Annotated in this window: 20 protein-coding genes and 1 tRNA gene; 14 read left to right on the top strand and 7 right to left on the bottom strand. The window is 66.1% G+C overall.

The window, feature by feature from the left end; all coding sequences use genetic code 11:
- The 4 genes from LY44_RS08565 to rsfS form a co-directional block, all read right to left on the bottom strand.
- Nucleotides 1-1146, bottom strand: coding sequence for a murein hydrolase activator EnvC family protein (locus LY44_RS08565; protein WP_055210407.1), 1146 nt, complete (start codon nt 1144-1146; stop codon nt 1-3).
- Entirely contained in the window at nt 1143-2663 is a 1521-nt protein-coding gene (gene gpmI / locus LY44_RS08560; RefSeq protein WP_055210408.1) for a 2,3-bisphosphoglycerate-independent phosphoglycerate mutase, read from the bottom strand. Before gpmI ends, LY44_RS08565 begins: the two co-directional genes overlap by 4 nt.
- A 65-nt stretch (nt 2664-2728) precedes the next feature.
- Entirely contained in the window at nt 2729-3196 is a 468-nt protein-coding gene (gene rlmH / locus LY44_RS08555; protein WP_055210410.1) for a 23S rRNA (pseudouridine(1915)-N(3))-methyltransferase RlmH, read from the bottom strand.
- Nucleotides 3197-3203: 7 nt separating this feature from the next.
- The gene (rsfS, locus tag LY44_RS08550; protein WP_394325853.1) at nt 3204-3680 is read right to left on the bottom strand and encodes a ribosome silencing factor; all 477 of its coding nucleotides are present in this window, start codon (nt 3678-3680) and stop codon (nt 3204-3206) included.
- 96 nt (nt 3681-3776) lie between these two features.
- Between rsfS and LY44_RS18145 the strand changes: the two genes are divergently transcribed.
- The 8 genes from LY44_RS18145 (at nt 3777) to LY44_RS08510 (ending at nt 10463) form a co-directional block, all read left to right on the top strand.
- The gene (locus LY44_RS18145; protein ID WP_013065827.1) at nt 3777-3881 is read left to right on the top strand and encodes a hypothetical protein; all 105 of its coding nucleotides are present in this window, start codon (nt 3777-3779) and stop codon (nt 3879-3881) included.
- Nucleotides 3882-3959: 78 nt separating this feature from the next.
- The gene (gene leuC, locus LY44_RS08540; RefSeq protein WP_055210412.1) at nt 3960-5366 is read left to right on the top strand and encodes a 3-isopropylmalate dehydratase large subunit; all 1407 of its coding nucleotides are present in this window, start codon (nt 3960-3962) and stop codon (nt 5364-5366) included.
- Between the two features lie 12 nt (nt 5367-5378).
- The gene (gene leuD / locus LY44_RS08535; RefSeq protein ID WP_055210414.1) at nt 5379-5984 is read left to right on the top strand and encodes a 3-isopropylmalate dehydratase small subunit; all 606 of its coding nucleotides are present in this window, start codon (nt 5379-5381) and stop codon (nt 5982-5984) included.
- A gap of 266 nt (nt 5985-6250) precedes the next feature.
- On the top strand, nt 6251-7078 hold the full coding sequence (locus tag LY44_RS08530; RefSeq protein WP_055210569.1) for a hypothetical protein: 828 nt from the start codon (nt 6251-6253) through the stop codon (nt 7076-7078).
- Nucleotides 7079-7083: 5 nt separating this feature from the next.
- Nucleotides 7084-8067, top strand: a complete 984-nt coding sequence (locus tag LY44_RS08525; RefSeq protein ID WP_223230713.1) for an endonuclease/exonuclease/phosphatase family protein — start codon at nt 7084-7086, stop codon at nt 8065-8067.
- A 69-nt stretch (nt 8068-8136) separates the two neighbouring features.
- Nucleotides 8137-9246 (top strand): 3-isopropylmalate dehydrogenase, encoded by a 1110-nt coding sequence (leuB, locus tag LY44_RS08520; protein WP_055210573.1) that lies wholly within the window; start codon nt 8137-8139, stop codon nt 9244-9246.
- Between the two features lie 113 nt (nt 9247-9359).
- A complete protein-coding gene (locus tag LY44_RS08515; protein WP_055210416.1) occupies nt 9360-10328 on the top strand; it encodes a DMT family transporter in 969 nt (322 codons plus the stop codon).
- A 58-nt stretch (nt 10329-10386) separates the two neighbouring features.
- Nucleotides 10387-10463, top strand: a tRNA-Pro gene (locus LY44_RS08510).
- Between the two features lie 47 nt (nt 10464-10510).
- Here LY44_RS08510 and LY44_RS08505 read toward each other — a convergent pair.
- On the bottom strand, nt 10511-10972 hold the full coding sequence (locus LY44_RS08505; protein WP_055210418.1) for a hypothetical protein: 462 nt from the start codon (nt 10970-10972) through the stop codon (nt 10511-10513).
- 151 nt (nt 10973-11123) lie between these two features.
- On the opposite strand from LY44_RS08505, the gene LY44_RS08500 reads away from it, so the two are divergent.
- From LY44_RS08500 to LY44_RS08475, 6 genes are all read left to right on the top strand, one after another.
- Nucleotides 11124-11402 carry a metal/formaldehyde-sensitive transcriptional repressor gene (locus tag LY44_RS08500; RefSeq protein ID WP_055210420.1) on the top strand — a complete coding sequence of 93 codons (279 nt, stop codon included), beginning with the start codon at nt 11124-11126 and terminating at the stop codon, nt 11400-11402.
- A gap of 8 nt (nt 11403-11410) precedes the next feature.
- Nucleotides 11411-12367 (top strand): CDF family Co(II)/Ni(II) efflux transporter DmeF, encoded by a 957-nt coding sequence (gene dmeF, locus LY44_RS08495; protein ID WP_055210422.1) that lies wholly within the window; start codon nt 11411-11413, stop codon nt 12365-12367.
- 141 nt (nt 12368-12508) lie between these two features.
- Nucleotides 12509-12778 (top strand): FeoA family protein, encoded by a 270-nt coding sequence (locus tag LY44_RS08490; RefSeq protein ID WP_055210424.1) that lies wholly within the window; start codon nt 12509-12511, stop codon nt 12776-12778.
- Nucleotides 12775-13023, top strand: a complete 249-nt coding sequence (locus LY44_RS08485; protein ID WP_201778585.1) for a FeoA family protein — start codon at nt 12775-12777, stop codon at nt 13021-13023. Before LY44_RS08490 ends, LY44_RS08485 begins: the two co-directional genes overlap by 4 nt.
- Nucleotides 13020-15356 (top strand): Fe(2+) transporter permease subunit FeoB, encoded by a 2337-nt coding sequence (feoB, locus tag LY44_RS08480; RefSeq protein WP_055210427.1) that lies wholly within the window; start codon nt 13020-13022, stop codon nt 15354-15356. The genes LY44_RS08485 and feoB overlap by 4 nt, the downstream gene beginning before the upstream one ends.
- Nucleotides 15357-15365: 9 nt before the next feature.
- Nucleotides 15366-15602 (top strand): FeoC-like transcriptional regulator, encoded by a 237-nt coding sequence (locus LY44_RS08475; RefSeq protein ID WP_055210429.1) that lies wholly within the window; start codon nt 15366-15368, stop codon nt 15600-15602.
- Here the strand turns inward: LY44_RS08475 and LY44_RS08470 are convergent.
- Complete coding sequence (locus LY44_RS08470; RefSeq protein WP_055210431.1) at nt 15581-16360, bottom strand: heme ABC transporter ATP-binding protein; 780 nt, start codon at nt 16358-16360, stop codon at nt 15581-15583. The genes LY44_RS08475 and LY44_RS08470 overlap by 22 nt on opposite strands.
- 3 nt (nt 16361-16363) lie before the next feature.
- Entirely contained in the window at nt 16364-17428 is a 1065-nt protein-coding gene (locus tag LY44_RS08465) for a FecCD family ABC transporter permease (RefSeq protein ID WP_055210434.1), read from the bottom strand.

Here is a 17428-nt window from a genome sequence, read left to right as displayed (position 1 = left end):
TCAGCCCTTGTTCTGGTCTTTCGTCGGGGTGAACCATGGCGCGGGGTCCACGGGCTTCTTGCCCTTCCTCAACTCGATATAAAGCGTCTCCGAGCGCGTGGCGCCACTCCCCATCTGCGCGTTCTTCAGGAAATCCTCGCCGAATTCCTGTGCTCCGGGTTCGCGCCCGCCCATCAGCCCGACCGGAGCCCCCGCGGCCAGCACGTCGCCGGTCTCACCATAGACACTGCCAAGCCCCGCCAGAACAAGAAGATAGCCTTCCGCCGGTTCGAGGATCATCACATTTCCGTAGTCCAGAAGCGGGCCGCGATAGCGGATCGTCGCGGGCCAGGGCGTCGTCACCAGCGCCGCGGGCGCCGTCGCCACAACCAGCCCCGGACGGCGGATGCCCGCCGCATCGGCCTCGTCGAACTTGCGCAGCACCGTGCCCAGAACCGGCATCGGCAGGCTGCCCTTGGCGCCCGCGAAATCCTCCATCGGCGCGCCGATATCGCCTTCAAGATCGGCCAGACCCGAGGCGAAGCCCTCCAGCGTATCGACGCTTTCGACCAGTTCGCGCAGCTCTTCGGGCTCTTCGAGATAGCGCCGCGGCAGCTTCGACCGATCGGCGACCGCCTTCGACAGCGCCGTCCGCGCCGCCTGCACCGAACCGAGCCCGGTTTCCAGCACCTTCTGCGCATTGCCCTGCACCGCGCGCAGATCCTCGATCTCGATCAGATCGGCGCGCATCTTTTCCGCCTCGGCCTGCAGCGCGGGCGTCACCGCGCCCAGCATCATCCCCGAACGCGCCGTGCCCAAAGGCCCCGAGGGATGCAGCAACAAAAGCGGCCCCTCGGTGCCGCTCATCGTGCTCATCACGCCGAGCAACCGGCCGATATCTTCGCGTTTCGCCTCGAATTTCGCGCGGATCTCGGCCTCGCGCACGGCGGCGCGGCGCAGCCCGTCGCGCAGCGCGCCAAGACCCTTTTCATAGGCCGAGATCGTCCGCGTCAGCGCCGCCACCCGGTCGGCCTTGGTCCGCGCCGCGTCCAAAGCCTCGATCGAGGCGCGCAGATCCTCGGCGGCCTTTTGCGCAACGTCACCGGCAGGGCTGGCCAAGGCCGCCCCCGCCGAAAAAAGGAAGGCAAGGACCGCCTGACGGATCATCTGTCGATCAGCGTCTTGCCGGTCATTTCCGGCGGCACGGGCAGCTGCATCAGATCGAGCAGCGTCGGCGCAAGGTCGGAAAGCCGCCCCGGATGCAGACTGACCCCGGCGGGACCACCGACCAGCGCCACCGGCACCAGGTTCGTCGTATGCGCCGTATGGGGCCCGCCCGTCACCGGGTCGATCATCGTCTCGCAGTTGCCGTGATCGGCGGTGATGATCATCGCCCCCCCGGCCTGTTCGAGCGCCGCCAGCACCCGGCCCAGATCGCGGTCGATCTCTTCGCAGGCCTTGATCGCGGCAGGCAGGCTGCCGGTATGGCCGACCATGTCCGGGTTGGCATAGTTGACGATGATCAGATCGTAACCCTTCTCGATCGCGGCGACGAAATGATCGGTGACCTCGGGCGCCGACATCTCGGGCTGCAGATCATAGGTCGCCACTTTCGGCGATTTCGGCATGAAGCGATCTTCGCCCGCCCAGGGCGCTTCCTTGCCGCCGTTCAGGAAGAAGGTCACATGCGGATATTTCTCGGTCTCGGCCAGATGGAACTGGGTAAGCCCCTGTTTCGAAACCCATTCGCCCAAGGTGTTGACGATGTCGCGCTTCGGATAAGCCGCCGTCATGTAGGCGTTATGCGTGACCGAATATTCCACCATCCCCAGCATCGCCGACCATTGCGGCCGCGCCGAGACGTCGAATTCCGCAAAGCCGGGCTCGCCCAAAGTGCGCAGGATCTCGCGCGCCCGGTCGGCGCGGAAGTTGAGGCAGAAGAAACCGTCGTTGTCCGCCGCGCCGGTATAGCCGCCGATCACCGTCGGCTTGATGAACTCGTCCATCTCGCCTTTCGCGTAGCTTTGCGCGACGGCCTCGGCGGGGGTGGCGGCGTTGAACCCCTGCCCTTTCACCATCGCGTCAAAGGCGGTGCCGACGCGTTCCCAGCGGTTGTCGCGGTCCATCGCCCAGTAGCGGCCGATGACGGTGGCGACAGAGCAGCCCGCGGGCAGACGCGCACACAGGTCATCGACAAAGCGCGCCGCGGAATCCGGGGCGACGTCGCGGCCATCGGTGATCGCATGCAGCACGACCGGAACCCCTGCCCCGGCAATCATCCTGCAAGCCGCCAGAACATGTTCGATATGGCCATGCACGCCGCCATCGGACACCACGCCCATCAGATGCGCCCGGCCCCCGGCGGTCTTCACTTTTTCAATGAAGTCAAGGATCGGCGCGTTCTGGAAAAAGCTGCCATCCTCGATCGCCAGATCGATCTGGCCCAGATCCATCGCCACGACGCGCCCGGCGCCGATATTGGTATGCCCGACTTCCGAATTCCCCATCTGCCCGCTGGGCAGGCCGACATCATTGCCGTGCGTGATCAGCGTCGCTTTCGGGCAGCTGGCGAAAACCCGGTCCAGGTTCGGCGTCTGCGCCAGTTTCGGCGCATTGCCCTCGGTCTCGGCGCGCTCGCCCCAGCCATCGAGAATGCACAGAACAACGGGTTTCGGACGGGTCATCGGCGCCTCCTGACGAATTTGCCCCTTCCTACGCTGCCCCGGCCGAAACGGCAAGTTCGGCGGGGTCAGACGCGGTGATAGGGCGTGCCCGCCAGAATCTGCCCGGCGCGGTAGAGCTGCTCGGCCAGCATCACCCGCACCAGCATATGCGGCCAGACCATCTTGCCAAAGGACAGCGACCAGTCCGCCTTCGCCCGCAGCGCAGGCGCGATCCCGTCGGCGCCGCCGATGACGAAAGTCACATCCCGCGCCGCATCGCGCCAGCCGCCCAGCCGCGTGGCAAATTCGGGCGAGGAGACCAGATCCCCCCGCTCGTCCAGCGTCACCAGCACCGATCCCGCGGGAACCGCACGGTCCAGCAGAACCGCCTCGGCCTCCATGCCCAGATTGCGCTTGTCCTCGACCTCAAGGATCGCGGCCGGCCCAAGACCAAAGGACCGCCCGGCCTTGCCGAAGCGGTCCAGATACTCATGGATCAGATCAAGCTCGGGGCCCTTGCGCAGCTTGCCCACCGCGCAGATGGTCACCTTCATGCGCCGATCAGACCTTGGCGCCGGTCGGCATCCACATCTTTTCAAGCTGATAGAATTCGCGCACTTCCGGGCGGAAGACATGCACGATCACATCGGTGGCGTCGATCAGAACCCAGTCGCCCTGATCCTTGCCCTCGATCTTGCAGCTGCGGCCAAAGGCTTCCTTCAGACGTTCGGTCAGCTTTTCGGCAATGGCGCCGACCTGACGCGACGACCGGCCCGAACAGATCACCATGTGATCGGCGATCGAGGACCGACCGCGCAGGTCGATCGAAACGATGTCTTCCGCCTTGTCGTCATCAAGGGAAGACAGCACGAGCGCCAGCACTTGATCGCTCGTTTCGGCATCCGTGACATTCATGGTCATGGATGCCACCGGTGCACCCGAAGCGACGGGCGCGGCATTGAGATGAGACAGGACATTGTCCTCCGAAACTCCACACGCCACTAACCCCGGGCGCCAGGTCGAAGCCAAACTTAACATCGCGGGGGCGAAATCTCAACCGATGGGCGACAGAATTGCTGAAGCCGTGGCAAAGGGTGTCACATCGCGGCCAATTTCCTTGCGTCAAGACCCGCCTTGGCCTATATCGCCGCCATGATCCGCATCTTCGACATGGACGATCGCGCCCGGCTTCGGGAACGCTTTTACGGCGAAAGCCGTTCCATCCTCGCCCGACTTTGACGTTGGCCGCGGGGGCTTCGCCCTGTCTGTCCGGCCGTTTCGGCCACCGATCTTCCTCAGCTATCCAAAGAGAGAGCCATGTCCGCTCCGAAGACCCTTTATGACAAGATCTGGGATGCCCATGTCGTCAGTGAAGACGCCGATGGCACCTGCCTGCTCTATATCGACCGCCATCTGGTCCATGAAGTGACCAGCCCGCAGGCCTTCGAGGGCCTGCGCCTGGCCGGTCGCAAGGTCCGCTGCCCGGAAAAGACCATCGCCGTGCCGGATCACAACGTCCCCACCACCGAGGGCCGTGAAAAACATATCGAAAACGAGGAAAGCCGGATCCAGGTCGAGGCGCTTGACAAGAACGCCCGCGACTTCGGCATCCATTACTATCCGGTGACCGACATCCGTCAGGGCATCGTGCATATCGTCGGCCCGGAACAGGGCTGGACGCTGCCCGGCATGACCGTCGTTTGCGGCGACAGCCACACCGCGACGCATGGCGCCTTTGGCGCGCTGGCGCATGGCATCGGCACCTCGGAAGTCGAGCACGTTCTGGCGACGCAGACGCTGATCCAGAAGAAATCGAAGAACATGAAGGTGGAAATCACCGGCCAATTGAAGCCGGGCGTCACCGCCAAGGATATCACGCTGGCGGTGATCGGCCTGACCGGCACCGCGGGCGGCACCGGCCATGTGATCGAATATTGCGGCGAGGCGATCCGCGCGCTTTCCATGGAAGGCCGGATGACGGTCTGCAACATGGCGATCGAGGGCGGGGCGCGCGCCGGTCTGATCGCGCCGGATGAGACCACCTTCAACTACGTCCGCGGTCGTGCCCATGCGCCGAAAGGCGCGCAGTTCGAAGCCGCGCTGGCTTGGTGGAAGACGCTTTTCACCGACGAAGGCGCGCATTTCGACAAGGTCGTGACGATCCGCGGCGAGGATATCGAGCCCGTCGTCACCTGGGGCACCTCGCCCGAGGACGTGCTGCCGATTTCGGCCGTGGTCCCCGCGCCCGAGGATTTCACCGGCGGCAAGGTCGAGGCGGTGAAACGCTCGCTGGATTACATGGGCCTGACCCCGGGTCAGAAGCTGACCGACATCGCCATCGACACGGTCTTCATCGGGTCGTGCACCAACGGCCGCATCGAAGACCTGCGCGCCGCGGCGAAGATCGTCGAAGGCAAGAAGATCAAGCCCGGCATGCGGGCGATGGTGGTTCCGGGCTCGGGTCTGGTCCGGCATCAGGCGGAAGAAGAGGGCATCGCGCAGATCTTCATCGACGCCGGGTTCGAATGGCGTCTGGCGGGCTGCTCGATGTGCCTTGCGATGAACCCCGACCAGCTGGGCGAATATGAGCGCTGCGCCTCGACCTCGAACCGCAATTTCGAGGGCCGTCAGGGTTACAAGGGCCGCACCCATCTGGTCAGCCCGGAAATGGCCGCCGCCGCGGCGCTGACCGGTCACCTGACCGATGTCCGTGAACTGATCTGAGGGGGCAAAGCCATGAAGAAGTTCGAAAAATTCACCGGAATCGCCGCCCCCATGCCGCTTGTCAACATCGACACCGACATGATCATCCCGAAAGGGTTCCTGAAGACGATCAAGCGCACCGGCCTTGGCGTGCATGCCTTCGACGAGATGCGCTATGACCGTGCGGGCAACGAGATCGCCGATTTCGTGCTCAACAAGCCGCAATACCGCAAGACGGAAATCCTGATCGCGGGCGACAATTTCGGCTGCGGCTCCTCGCGCGAACATGCGCCCTGGGCGCTCGCGGATTTCGGCATCAAGGTGATCGTCTCGACCTCGTTCGCGGATATCTTCTTCAACAACTCCTTCAAGAACGGGATGCTGCCGATCGTGCTGCCCGCCGAACAGGTGGAGCTGCTGATGAAGGATGCCGACCGCGGCGAGAATGCCCGGATGACGGTGGATCTGGAAGCGCAGGAGATCACCACCTCGGACGGTCAGGTGATCAAATTCGAGGTCGATGCCTTCAAGAAGCACTGCCTGCTCAACGGGCTCGATGACATCGGGCTGACGCTGGAAAAGGCTGCGGCGATCGACAGCTTCGAGTCGCAATCGGCGCAAAGCCGCCCTTGGGTCTGAGCCCTTTAGTGGCGCCAAGACCTTGAAACACAAGATGAAGGGCCGCCCACTGGGCGGCCTTATTTTTGCACCAAAATTGATGCATTCGCGCACTAGTTCTTCCCAGAAAACGTCTGATTATGGTCCGAGACGTTAAGCATTGGTTGCCACCCCCGGCGAAACAGGGCAATTCCATGGCAAGAATGAGGCATCTCGCCACAATTGGCGGCAACGACTGGCACGGTTCCGGCAAAGCATCGGAACTGGCAAGGGCAAAGGGCAGGATCGTGGTGGCACGTTATCTTGGCGCATTGGTGCGGGCAATTCTGGTCCTTGCGGCCATCGCCCTGCCGTCGCTTCTGCTTCCGTCGATCAGCGACGACACCGGCCAGATCGTCGCCCTTGTGGGGATCTTTGCCGCCGCGCTGACCTTTTTCGAATATGCCTCGGTCTATCCGGGGCTGATCGAATTCCGCGACGCGCCGCCTTTCAACCGCATCCGCTATGCCTTGCTGGTGGTGACGGTGGGCCTGCTGTCGATGGTGGTTCTGGCCCGGACCGAACCCTCGACGCTGACGCTTTTCGTCGATGTGCTGGGCTCGGCGATGGCGCGGTCGATCGATCTGCCTTATTCGCCGGTGCGGCTTCTGGTGCTGATGCTGCCCGCAGACGCCTCGGCCGAGCAGATCGGGATCCTCCGCACCGCGGGCGGCATCGCCTACATGACCTCGCTGATCACGATGGGGTCTTTCGTGGTGATGATCCGCGCGACGGGCTGGCCGACCTCGGGGCAGGGGTTCAACGTCTGGGTCAACCTGCCGACCTTCGACCCCACGGCGGGCGGCGATGTCGTCGAACGTCTGCGCCGCGACGCCTGGTTCAACATTGCGCTGGGCTTCCTTTTGCCCTTCCTTATCCCGGCGGTGATCAAGGCGGTTTCGGCGGGCTTTTCCCCGGTGACGCTGGACGCGCCGCATACGATGATCTGGACGGTGACGGCATGGGCTTTCCTTCCCGCCAGCCTGCTCATGCGCGGCATCGCGATGGGCCGGGTGGCCAGCATGATCGAGGAAAAACGCCGCGTCTCGGGCCTTGCGGAGTTGCATCCGGCCTGATCGCGGTGCTCCTCGGCCTTCCCGCCGCGGCCGAAACGCTGCGGCTGGCGACCTTTTCCGCAGGCCTGTCGCGCCCCGGTCCGGGGCTGGTGCTGGCGGCGCTGCAAAAGGGTGATGATCCGCAGATTGCGGCGGCCGTGGCCGTGATCGTCGCGGCGCAGCCCGATGTTCTGCTGCTCACCGATCTGGACTGGGACTATCGGTCCGAGGCGCTGGGCGCCTTGCAAAAGCGGCTGGCGGGGCAGGGGCTTGACTACCCCTTTGCCCATGCGCCGCAGCCCAATACCGGGATCGACACCGGCTTCGACATCGACGGCAACGGCAGGCTCTCCGAGCCGCGCGATGCGCAGGGCTACGGGCAATTCACCGGCCAGCACGGTCTGGCGCTGCTCACGAAACGGCCGATCCTGGCGGATCAGGCGCGGGATTTTTCGGGGTTTCTGTGGGCGGATCTGCCCGGATCGCAACTCCCGCAGGCGAACCTGCCAGAGGGCGCCGAGACGGTGCAGCGGCTTGCCTCGACCGCGTTCTGGGATGTGCCAGTGCAGACCGGGGCAGGGGTCCTGCATCTGTGGGCCTATGCCGCGACGACCCCGGTCTTTGACGGGCCCGAGGATCGCAACGGCCGTCGCAACGGCGATGAAACCGCGTTCTGGCGGCACTATCTGAACGGCGACTTGCCGCAGGCCCCCGCTGCCCCCTTCGTGATCCTGGGCCTTGCCAACCTTGACCCCGACCGCGGCGAGGGGCAGCGAAATGTCATGCAACGCCTTCTTGCCGATCCGCGGCTGCAGGATCCGCGCCCGACCGCCCCCGATGCGCCACCGACCCACCCGCTTGCCACCGCCGATTTCGGCGGCGGCGTCGGCCCGCTGCGGCTGGATTACATCCTGCCCGCCGCCGGGCTGACGGTTCTGGCCGCGGGCACGATCGGCGATCCGCAGGCGGGCAGACACCGTCTTGTGTGGGTCGATCTGGCCCTGCCGTAAGACCCGCGCTTGACCCGGCACCGGCCCTCGGCTAGGCCGCTTGCAACCCTTGTTCCGTTGGAGAAAATGATGGCCAACCCTTCCCTTCTCATCCTTGCCGGTGACGGCATCGGCCCCGAGGTCATGGCCGAAGTGAAGAAGATCATTTCCTGGTATGGCGACAAGCGCGGGCTGGCCTTCGACGTTAGCGAGGATCTGGTCGGCGGGGCCGCCTATGATGTCCACGGCGTGCCGCTGGCCGATGCGACGATGGCCAGGGCGCAAGAGGTCGATGCCGTGCTGCTGGGCGCCGTCGGCGGGCCGAAATATGACGTGCTCGATTTCTCGGTGAAACCGGAACGCGGCCTTTTGCGGCTGCGCAAGGAAATGGACCTTTACGCCAACCTGCGCCCCGCGCAGTGCTTCGACGCGCTGGCCGATTTTTCCTCGCTGAAAAAGGATGTCGTCGCCGGTCTGGATATCATGATCGTGCGCGAACTGACCTCGGGCGTCTATTTCGGCACGCCGCGCGGCATCACCACGCAGCCCGACGGCTCGCGCGTGGGCATCAACACCCAGGTCTACACGACCGAGGAAATCCGCCGCGTCGCCCGTTCGGCCTTTGAGCTGGCGCGTCGTCGCGGCAACAAGGTCTGCTCGATGGAGAAGGCCAATGTGATGGAATCGGGCATCCTGTGGCGCGAGGAAGTGCAATGGGTGCATGACAACGAATATCCGGATGTCGAGCTCAGCCACATGTATGCCGACAACGGCGCCATGCAGCTGGTGCGGCGGCCGAAGCAATTCGACGTGATCGTCACCGACAACCTGTTTGGCGACGTGCTCTCGGACTGCGCCGCGATGCTGACCGGCTCGCTGGGCATGCTGCCCTCGGCCAGCCTTGGCGCGCCGATGGCGAATGGCCGTCCGAAGGCGATGTATGAGCCCGTGCATGGCTCGGCGCCCGATATCGCGGGACAGGGCAAGGCGAACCCGATCGCCTGCATCCTCTCCTTCGCGATGGCGCTGCGCTACAGCTTCGATCAGGGCGACGAGGCGACGCGCCTTGAAAAGGCGATCGAGAAAGTGCTGGCCGATGGCGTCCGCACCGCCGATCTGATGGGCCCCGAGGGCGGCAAGCCGGTTTCGACCACCGAAATGGGCGACAAGATCATCGAGGCGCTGAACGCCAGCCTCTGATCTTCCGACCAGACGACAGGACGGCGCGAGGGTAATCCCCCGCGCCGTTTTCATTGGCGCCGCTTGCATCCGGGCCGCTTCGGCGCGATTGTCAGCGGTAACGGAGGACATCCATGCATTCGGGCAAGCAGAACGCGAAAGGGGCCGGTCTGGGGCTTCTGTCGATGGCGATCTATGCGACGCATGACGCGGTGGTGAAGCAGCTGGGCTACAGCTATTCCGCGGTGCAGATCATCTTCTTCGCCGCGCTGCTGTCCTTTCCGCTTCTCACCGTCATCTTGCTGCGTGATCCGCGCGCGGGCAGCCTGCGCCCGGTGCGGCCGTTCTGGGTGATCCTGCGCGCTGTCGCCACCGTCGCCACCTCGGTCAGCGCCTTTTACGCCTTTGCGCATCTGCCGCTGGCGCAGGTCTATCCGCTCTTGTTTGCCATGCCGCTGCTCCTGACGATCATGGCGATTCCGATCCTGGGCGAGCGCGTCGGCTGGCATCGCTGGGCCGCGGTCATCGTCGGGCTGATCGGGGTGATCATCGTCGTGCGCCCCGGTCAGGCCGAACTGGGCCTCGGGCATCTGGCCGCAGTCTGCGCCGCCTTCTGCGGCGCGCTCGCCTCGGTGATCGTGCGCAAGATCGGCCATGAGGAACGCTCGGTCGTGCTGCTGCTCTCGCCGCTTCTGGGCAACTTTCTGGCGATGGGGGTGGCGCTGCCCTTCGTCTGGGTGCCCCTGCAACTGCCCGACCTTGGTCTGATGGCGATCGTTGCGCTCTTCGGCCTTGTCGCGGCTTTCCTCAGCATTCTGGCCTATCGGCTGGGCGAGGCGGTGATCGTTGCGCCGATGCAATATTCGCAGATCCTTTGGGCGGTCTTCTTCGGCTGGGTGCTGTTTCACGAGCCGGTGGATGCCCGGACGCTGGTCGGCGCGGGGGTGGTGATTCTGTCCGGGCTTTACATCGTCTGGCGCGAAAGCACCGCCGACGTGTCGCAAAACACCCCGGTGCTGCGGACCCGCGGCCGCACCGAAACGGTGACCACGCCGCGGCCTTCGATCCTGCAACGGGCGCTGAATGCGGGAACGCGCAGATAGCCGCACGAATCCCCCTTGCAAATACCTTCGGGGTTCGGTAACTCCCGCCCCACACGGTCGGAGCGTAGCGCAGCCTGGTAGCGCACCTGCTTCGGGAGCAGGGGGTCGGAGGTTCGAATCCTCTCGCTCCGACCATGTAAATCCCCCTGAAATCGCTTTCGAATTGCCGCCCCTATGGGAGGTCAAGGCCGCGCGGTGGCCTCGCTTGGCAGCACCAGCGCCAGACGCGTCGCCGCCTGCACAAGGCCCGAGACATCATTCGCCTCGCACAGCAGGAAGGCCGCCCGTTCCGCCTTCTCGACCTGACCCTGCCAGATCAAGGTAACGATCTGAAGGAAAAGCGATTCATGCGCGGTCATCATGGCCGCACAGCCGCTGCAATCCGGGTTCGAGAACCGGAACATCGAGCGCCGCGACCGCCCCATCTGCTCCAGCATCCCGGCCAGCGCGGCAAAGACCTGCGGCCCCTCGATCTCTCCCCAGACCGACGAAGCCAGCGCCAGACCGCGCTGCCAGCTGTGCCGTTCCGGGGCGATCTGGCTTTGAATCTGCAGCCGCAGGATCTGCAGCAGCGCCCAGGGCTGTGATCCCGGCGCGGGCGCGGGGCCAAAGGCGGTGCGAGACGAACAACCGGAATGCGACATCGGCGAACCTTTCGAAAGGGAAGGGGGGGCTGCCGTGCGCAAGGCTGGGTGGGGAATAGTTGACTGTTTTACTTGGTCACGTCAAGTCTGCGCCTTGCCGCAAGGCCCGGGATATGATACCCATACCCCTATAGCTATACCGAAAGCCAGCATGTCCCACCTGACCCATCCCGAAGACAAGACCGCCCTTTTGTCGCGCATCCGTCGCCTCAAGGGGCAGATCGAGGCGATCGAACGCGCCGTCGAGGCCGATCGCGACTGCGGCGGCATCCTGCATCTGGTCGCCTCGGTGCGCGGCGCGGTCAGCGGCCTGACCGCTGAACTGATCGAATCGCATCTGGCGCATCACATCCGCGAGGTCGACGACCCCGAGGCCCGCAAGCGCGGCGCAGAGGAATTGTCCAAGGCGTTGCGGATCTATCTGAAATAGAGGCTCCCATGCACGATCACGCCGAACATCCCGCCGCCGCGTCCCGTCTTGCCGGGATGGCGGCGCCGCACGAGCATGTCTTTCTGGGCGCGGCGCACGACCGCAATGCCCGCCGCACCCGGCTGGTGATCGGCATCACCGCGGCGATGATGCTCGCCGAGATCGTCGCGGGCACCGTCTTCGGCTCGATGGCGCTGCTGGCCGATGGCTGGCACATGGCGACCCATGCGGCGGCGCTGACGATCACTGCGGCCGCCTATGCCTATGCGCGACGGCAGGCCCGCAACCCGGCCTTCAGCTTCGGCACCGGCAAGATCGGCGATCTGGCGGGCTTTGCCAGCGCGGTGGTGCTGGCCGTGGTGGCGGTGCTGATTGCCGCGGAAAGCCTCTGGCGGCTGGCCAATCCGGTCGGCATCGACTTCGCCCAGGCGATTGCCGTCGCGGTGATCGGGCTCGTCGTGAACCTCGGCTCGGCAGCGCTGCTGCACGAGGGTCATCATCCCCATCATGACCACCATCACGGCCACGATCATCATCATAACGGTCATGACAGCAACCTGCGCGCCGCCTATCTGCATGTTCTGGCCGATGCGCTGACCTCGGTTCTGGCGATCGTGGCGCTGATCGGCGGGCGGATCTGGGGCTGGGTCTGGCTGGATCCGGCCATCGGTCTGCTGGGGGCGCTGGTGATCGGGCGCTGGGCCTTCGGGCTGATGAAACAGACGGGCGGCGTGCTCGTCGATCACATCCCGCAAGACGAAACGCTGCCCGCCGAGATCCGCGCGGCGCTCGACCCGGTGGCCCGGATCACCGACCTGCATCTGTGGCAGCTTGGGCCGGGGCAACACGGCGCCATCGTCGCGCTGACGGCCGACGCCCCGCAGCCCCCCGCCGCCTATCGCGCAAGGCTGGCGCATCTGCGCGAGCTTGCCCATGTCACCATCGAGGTGAACCCGGCCCGCTGATCTGCCCCCTTGCCGCTTGGCACGCTTCTCGCAGCCCCTCGGCAGCCGGGCTTTGACGGCTGCGCGCTTTTGACCCATACTATTTCAGTCAGGAATGGCGCAGTTCTTGACTTATCCAGTCAGATTAAGCGAGGCAGTCGGATGACCATGGCTTTTCACCCCGATCTGAAGGCGTTGCCTTTGGCGATGGCGCCCCTTGGGGTGGCGCTGACCGTGCAGAGCCTGTCCGGCTGCGCCGATTTTTCGGCGCGGATGCTGGCGATGGGCATCGGCCCGGGTCGGGTGATCCGGCTGATGCAGCGCGAGGGCTGTCATGTGGTGCTGGCCGTCGGCGACAGCCGCTTCGGCATCGGCCGCGGCGTGGCGCAAAAGATCCTGGTCATCGAGTCCCGCACGGGGGATCTGAAATGACCCTGCACCTCAAGGACATGAAGGTCGGCACCCGGGGCCGGGTGCTGCGTCTGGCGGGCGGCGCGGGGGGCTACCGCGCGAAACTTCTGTCGATGGGCCTGACGCCCGGGGCCGAATTCACCGTGCAGCGGGTGGCGCCGATGGGCGATCCCGTGGAAATCGCGCTCCGCGGCTTCCGTCTGACCCTGCGCAAGGCCGAGGCCGATGCGTTGCAGGTCGAAATGCTGTCGGAGGACGCACAATGAAGAAACTGATCGTCGGCACCGTCGGCAACCCGAACTGCGGCAAGACCACCTTGTTCAACGCGCTGACCGGCGCCCGGCAACAGGTCGGCAACTGGCCCGGCGTCACCGTGGAACGCAAGTCGGGCAGGTTCCGCGAAGCCACGACCGAGGTCGAGCTGATCGACCTGCCGGGCACCTATTCGCTTGATGCCTCCGAAGGGGATCTGTCGCTGGACGAACAGATCGCCCGCGATTTCGTCGCCGCGCGGGAAGCCGATGTGGTGCTCAATATCGTCGATGCCTCGAACCTGGAACGCAACCTTTACCTGACCGCGCAACTGCTGGAAATGAAGGTTCCGGTGGTGCTGGCGGTCAACATGCTCGACATCGCCGAGGCGCGCGGGCTCAAGCTTGATCTTGCGGCGCTGTCCGCCAGCCTCGGCTGCCCGGTTTACGGCGTCGTCGCGGCCGAGGGCCGGGGCGTTGCCGCGCTCAAGGCCGGTCTGGCGGCGATGGGCCATGAAATCGTCCTGCCGCGCCGGGCCAGTTTCCACGCCGCGCCGGTGCAGGCGGCGGTCGCCGCGCTGCGTCCGCGGATCGAGCCGCTGGCCACCGCGCGCGGGGTGGAGCCTGACTGGGCCGCGCTCTCGCTGCTGGAAAGCGACAGCCTTTTGGGCGACACGCCCGATCCGGCGCTGGTCACGGCGCTGACGCAGGCCCGCAAGGATCTGACGGAAAAACTGGGCGAGGACATCGACATCGCTCTCGCCGATGCCCGTTACGGCTTCATCGGCACGGTGATGGCGGCCACGATCCGCGATCAGCGCCGGGTGTCGGAAACCACCTCCGACCGGATCGACCGGGTGGTGCTGAACCGCATCTTCGGGGTGCCGATCTTCCTTGCGCTGATGTATCTGATGTTCCTCTTCACCATCGACATCGGCGGCGCCTTCATCGATTTCTTCGACATCGCGGCGGGGGCGATCTTTGTCGACTGGCTGGGCAATGCGATGAGCGCCATCGGCACCCCCGACTGGCTGCGCGAGATCGTCGCCACCGGCCTTGGCGGCGGCGTGCAGACGGTGGCGACCTTCATTCCGATCGTCGTCTTCCTGTTCCTCTTCCTCTCGGTGCTAGAGGATTCAGGCTACATGGCCCGGGCGGCCTTTGTGATGGACCGCGCGATGCGGGCGATCGGCCTGCCCGGCAAGGCCTTCGTGCCGCTGATCGTCGGCTTTGGCTGCAACGTGCCCGCGGTCATGGCCACCCGCACGATCGAGCGTCACCGCGACCGGCTGATGACGATCCTGATGGCGCCCTTCATGTCCTGCGGCGCGCGTCTGCCGGTCTATGCGCTCTTCGCTGCCGTCTTCTTCCCGGGCCATGGCGGGCTGATCGTGTTCAGCCTTTACATGGCGGGGATCGGGGTGGCGATCCTGTCGGGCCTGGTGATGAAATCGACGCTGCTCTCGGGCCCCGTCACGCCTTTCGTGATGGAACTGCCGCCCTATCACGTGCCGACGCTGAAGGGCGTGGTGATCCGCACCTGGGAAAAGACCCGCAATTTCGTGACCCAGGCGACGAAAATCATCGTGCCGATGGTGATGGTTCTGAACGTTCTGAACTCGATGGGCACCGATGGCAGCTTCGGCAATGCCGACAGCCGCAATTCGGTGCTCAGCGAAATCGGCCGCTCGATCACGCCGATCTTCGCGCCGATGGGCATGACCGAGGAAAACTGGCCCGCCGCCGTCGGCGTCTTCACCGGCATTCTGGCGAAAGAGGCTGTCGTCGGCACGCTCGATGCGCTTTACGCCGAGGCGGGCAAGGCCGATGCCGCCGCCGCTGCGGCCGGGATCGAGGAAGAAGCCCCCGCCGAGGCAGAGGCGCCCTTCCGCCTCTCTGCCGCGCTGGGCGAGGCCGTGGCGACCGTGCCCGCGAACCTTGGCGATGCGCTGGCGAACTGGACCGACCCGCTCGGCCTTGGCGAGATCGAGGCGCAGGCGGGGGCGAATGCCACCCCCACCGGTCAGGCGATGCTCTCCCGCTTCGACGGCGCCGCCGGGGCCTATGCCTATCTGCTCTTCATCCTGCTCTACTTCCCCTGCACCGCGGCGCTGGCGGCGATGGTGCGCGAGGCCGGCATCGGCTGGACCGTCTTCGTGGCGGGCTGGGCGACGGCGGTGGGCTGGATCCTTGGCACCGGCGTCTATCAGGCGGCGCGATTCAGCCTGCACCCCGGGGCCTCGGCAAGCTGGCTGGTCGGTCTGGCGCTGGTCTCGGCGGCGATGTTCGGCGGGTTGCGGATCTGGGCGAACCGGGCCGAGCGCGCCCGCGCCGTGGCGGCCCAGTAGGAGGCACGGATGGCGCTGCAAGACATTCAGGACTACGTCGCCCGGGTCGGCCGGGCGAGCCTGCGCGATCTGAGCCTGCATTTCGGATCCTCGCCCGAGGCGATGCGCGACATGGCCGGGCGGCTGGTCCGCAAGGGACGGCTTGTCCTTGCGGTCGAGGAAGCCGCCTGCTGCGGCTGCAAGTCGAAGCAGGGCTGCGCCGCGGCGGAATATTACTGCTTGCCTCAGACGAGCGACGCCGCCTGAGGCAGAAGCCACACCCCCTTGCGCGGCGCGGTGTTGAGGCACAGCTGACAGCGATAGGCCCGTGACAGCAGCGGCGCCGTCATCACCTCCTCGGGCGGGCCCGAGGCCGCGATCCGGCCCGCCTCCATCAGCACCATCGCATCGGCATGCATCGCGGTCAGGTTCAGGTCATGCATCACCGCCACGACGCCGCCGCCCGCATCGGCAAAGTGGCGCAAGACCGCCATCACCTGCAGCTGATGGCCGATATCAAGCGCGGCCACCGGCTCATCAACGAAAAGCCAGGCCGGGCGGCCGTCTGCGACCGGCTCCCAGACCTGCGCGCGCACCCTTGCCAGATGGCCGCGCGCCTGCTCGCCCCCTGACATGTCCTGAAAGAATCCGTCGATCTTTGCCGCCAACCCGACCTCGGCCAGCGCGGCCTCGACCACGCCCGCGCGCGCGGCACTGGCCCCGGCCTGATGTCCCATCGCCACCACCTCGCGCAGGGTGAAGGGAAAGCCAAGCGTGCTCGCCTGCGGCAGCACCCCCCGGCGCAGGGCCAGATCGCGGGGCGACAGTTTCGCTACCGCTTCGCCCTCCAGCAGAACCACGCCGCCGCCCGGCAGATCCCCGGTCAGGCGACGCAGAAGCGTCGTCTTGCCCGATCCGTTCGGCCCGACGATGGCGGTGATCTGGCCCGGCCGGGCCGCGACATCGAGCCGGTGCAGAACCTCGCGGCCGCCCAGTTTCGCGGTGATGTCTGTGGCACTCAGCATCGGTCAAATCTCCACGACGGCGCGACGGGCGAGCAGGATCCAGAGGAACACCGGGGCGCCGATCAGCGCCATGATGATGCCGATCGGCAATTCGGAAGGGGCCACGACCAGCCGCGCGACGGTATCGGCGGCGATCAGGAGTGCCGCGCCAAAGAGCGCCGAGAGCGGCAGCAGCAGCCGGTGCGACGGCCCGATGGCAAGCCGCAGGATATGCGGCACGACGATGCCCAGAAAGCCGATGCCCCCCGAAACCGCCACCGCCGCCCCGGTCATCGCCGCGACCGACAGGATCGCGCCGCGTTTCACCCGCTCGACCGGCACGCCCATGTGATGCGCCACTGCCTCGCCGAGCGCCATCGCATCCAGACCGCGGGCAAGGAAGGGGGCAAGGGCCAGTCCCGCCAGCAGGATCGGCGCGGCGGCGCTCAGCTTCAGCCAGTTCGCCCCGGCCAATGATCCGAGCCCCCAGAAGGTCAGGTCGCGCAGCTGGTTGTCATCGGCGAGATAGATCAGGATGCCGGTCACCGCGCCTGCGAGCGCGCCCAGCACGATCCCCGCCAGCAACAGCGTCGCGATCGAGGTTTGCCCGCGCAGGCTGGCGATGCGGGCAAGGATCAGCACCGCCGCCCAGCCGCCCGCGAAAGCGGCCAAAGGCACGACATAGGGCCCGGTTGCGGCCCGGAATGCCGCGGGCAGGAACCCGCCCAGAACGATGGCCGCCACCGCACCGAGCCCCGCGCCCGCGCCGACACCGACCAGCCCCGGATCGGCCAGAGGATTGCGGAACAGCCCCTGCATCAGCGCACCGGACACGGCAAGGCCCGCGCCCACCAACGCCCCCATGAACAGCCGCGGCAGCCGGATGTCGAGCAGGATCGCCCGCTCGACCGGCGACAGATCGCGGCTCAGCGGTTCCCAGGGCAAAAGCCCCGAGGCGCCGAGGCTCAGGCTTGCCGCCGCCGCCAGCGCAAGCGCAAAAAGCAGCGCCGCCGTCACCAGCGGCACCGGCAGCCGTTGCGGCAGCCCGGCCCGGCGCGGCCGCGGCGCGGCAAGCGTCGTTTCGGCCAT

It is taken from the genome of Rhodobacter capsulatus, assembly GCF_003254295.1.
In the GTDB taxonomy this organism is placed as follows: Bacteria; Pseudomonadota; Alphaproteobacteria; order Rhodobacterales; family Rhodobacteraceae; genus Rhodobacter; species Rhodobacter capsulatus.
The sequence above is the reverse complement of the archived record's forward strand: the minus strand, read 5'-3'. Positions and strand labels throughout refer to the sequence as shown.

Excerpts from the sequence above, each read along its gene's own strand:
- rlmH (WP_055210410.1), bottom strand. The coding sequence starts at position 3,196 with ATGAAGGTGACCATCTGCGCGGTGGGCAAGCTGCGCAAGGGCCCCGAG.
- LY44_RS08565 (WP_055210407.1), bottom strand. The coding sequence starts at position 1,146 with ATGATCCGTCAGGCGGTCCTTGCCTTCCTTTTTTCGGCGGGGGCGGCC.
- dmeF (WP_055210422.1), top strand. The coding sequence starts at position 11,411 with ATGCACGATCACGCCGAACATCCCGCCGCCGCGTCCCGTCTTGCCGGG.
- LY44_RS08515 (WP_055210416.1), top strand. The coding sequence starts at position 9,360 with ATGCATTCGGGCAAGCAGAACGCGAAAGGGGCCGGTCTGGGGCTTCTG.
- leuD (WP_055210414.1), top strand. The coding sequence starts at position 5,379 with ATGAAGAAGTTCGAAAAATTCACCGGAATCGCCGCCCCCATGCCGCTT.
- LY44_RS08490 (WP_055210424.1), top strand. The coding sequence starts at position 12,509 with ATGACCATGGCTTTTCACCCCGATCTGAAGGCGTTGCCTTTGGCGATG.
- LY44_RS08485 (WP_201778585.1), top strand. The coding sequence starts at position 12,775 with ATGACCCTGCACCTCAAGGACATGAAGGTCGGCACCCGGGGCCGGGTG.
- leuB (WP_055210573.1), top strand. The coding sequence starts at position 8,137 with ATGGCCAACCCTTCCCTTCTCATCCTTGCCGGTGACGGCATCGGCCCC.
- LY44_RS08505 (WP_055210418.1), bottom strand. The coding sequence starts at position 10,972 with ATGTCGCATTCCGGTTGTTCGTCTCGCACCGCCTTTGGCCCCGCGCCC.
- feoB (WP_055210427.1), top strand. The coding sequence starts at position 13,020 with ATGAAGAAACTGATCGTCGGCACCGTCGGCAACCCGAACTGCGGCAAG.
- rsfS (WP_394325853.1), bottom strand. The coding sequence starts at position 3,680 with ATGTTAAGTTTGGCTTCGACCTGGCGCCCGGGGTTAGTGGCGTGTGGA.
- LY44_RS08500 (WP_055210420.1), top strand. The coding sequence starts at position 11,124 with ATGTCCCACCTGACCCATCCCGAAGACAAGACCGCCCTTTTGTCGCGC.
- LY44_RS08465 (WP_055210434.1), bottom strand. The coding sequence starts at position 17,428 with ATGGCCGAAACGACGCTTGCCGCGCCGCGGCCGCGCCGGGCCGGGCTG.
- LY44_RS08475 (WP_055210429.1), top strand. The coding sequence starts at position 15,366 with ATGGCGCTGCAAGACATTCAGGACTACGTCGCCCGGGTCGGCCGGGCG.
- leuC (WP_055210412.1), top strand. The coding sequence starts at position 3,960 with ATGTCCGCTCCGAAGACCCTTTATGACAAGATCTGGGATGCCCATGTC.
- LY44_RS08470 (WP_055210431.1), bottom strand. The coding sequence starts at position 16,360 with ATGCTGAGTGCCACAGACATCACCGCGAAACTGGGCGGCCGCGAGGTT.
- gpmI (WP_055210408.1), bottom strand. The coding sequence starts at position 2,663 with ATGACCCGTCCGAAACCCGTTGTTCTGTGCATTCTCGATGGCTGGGGC.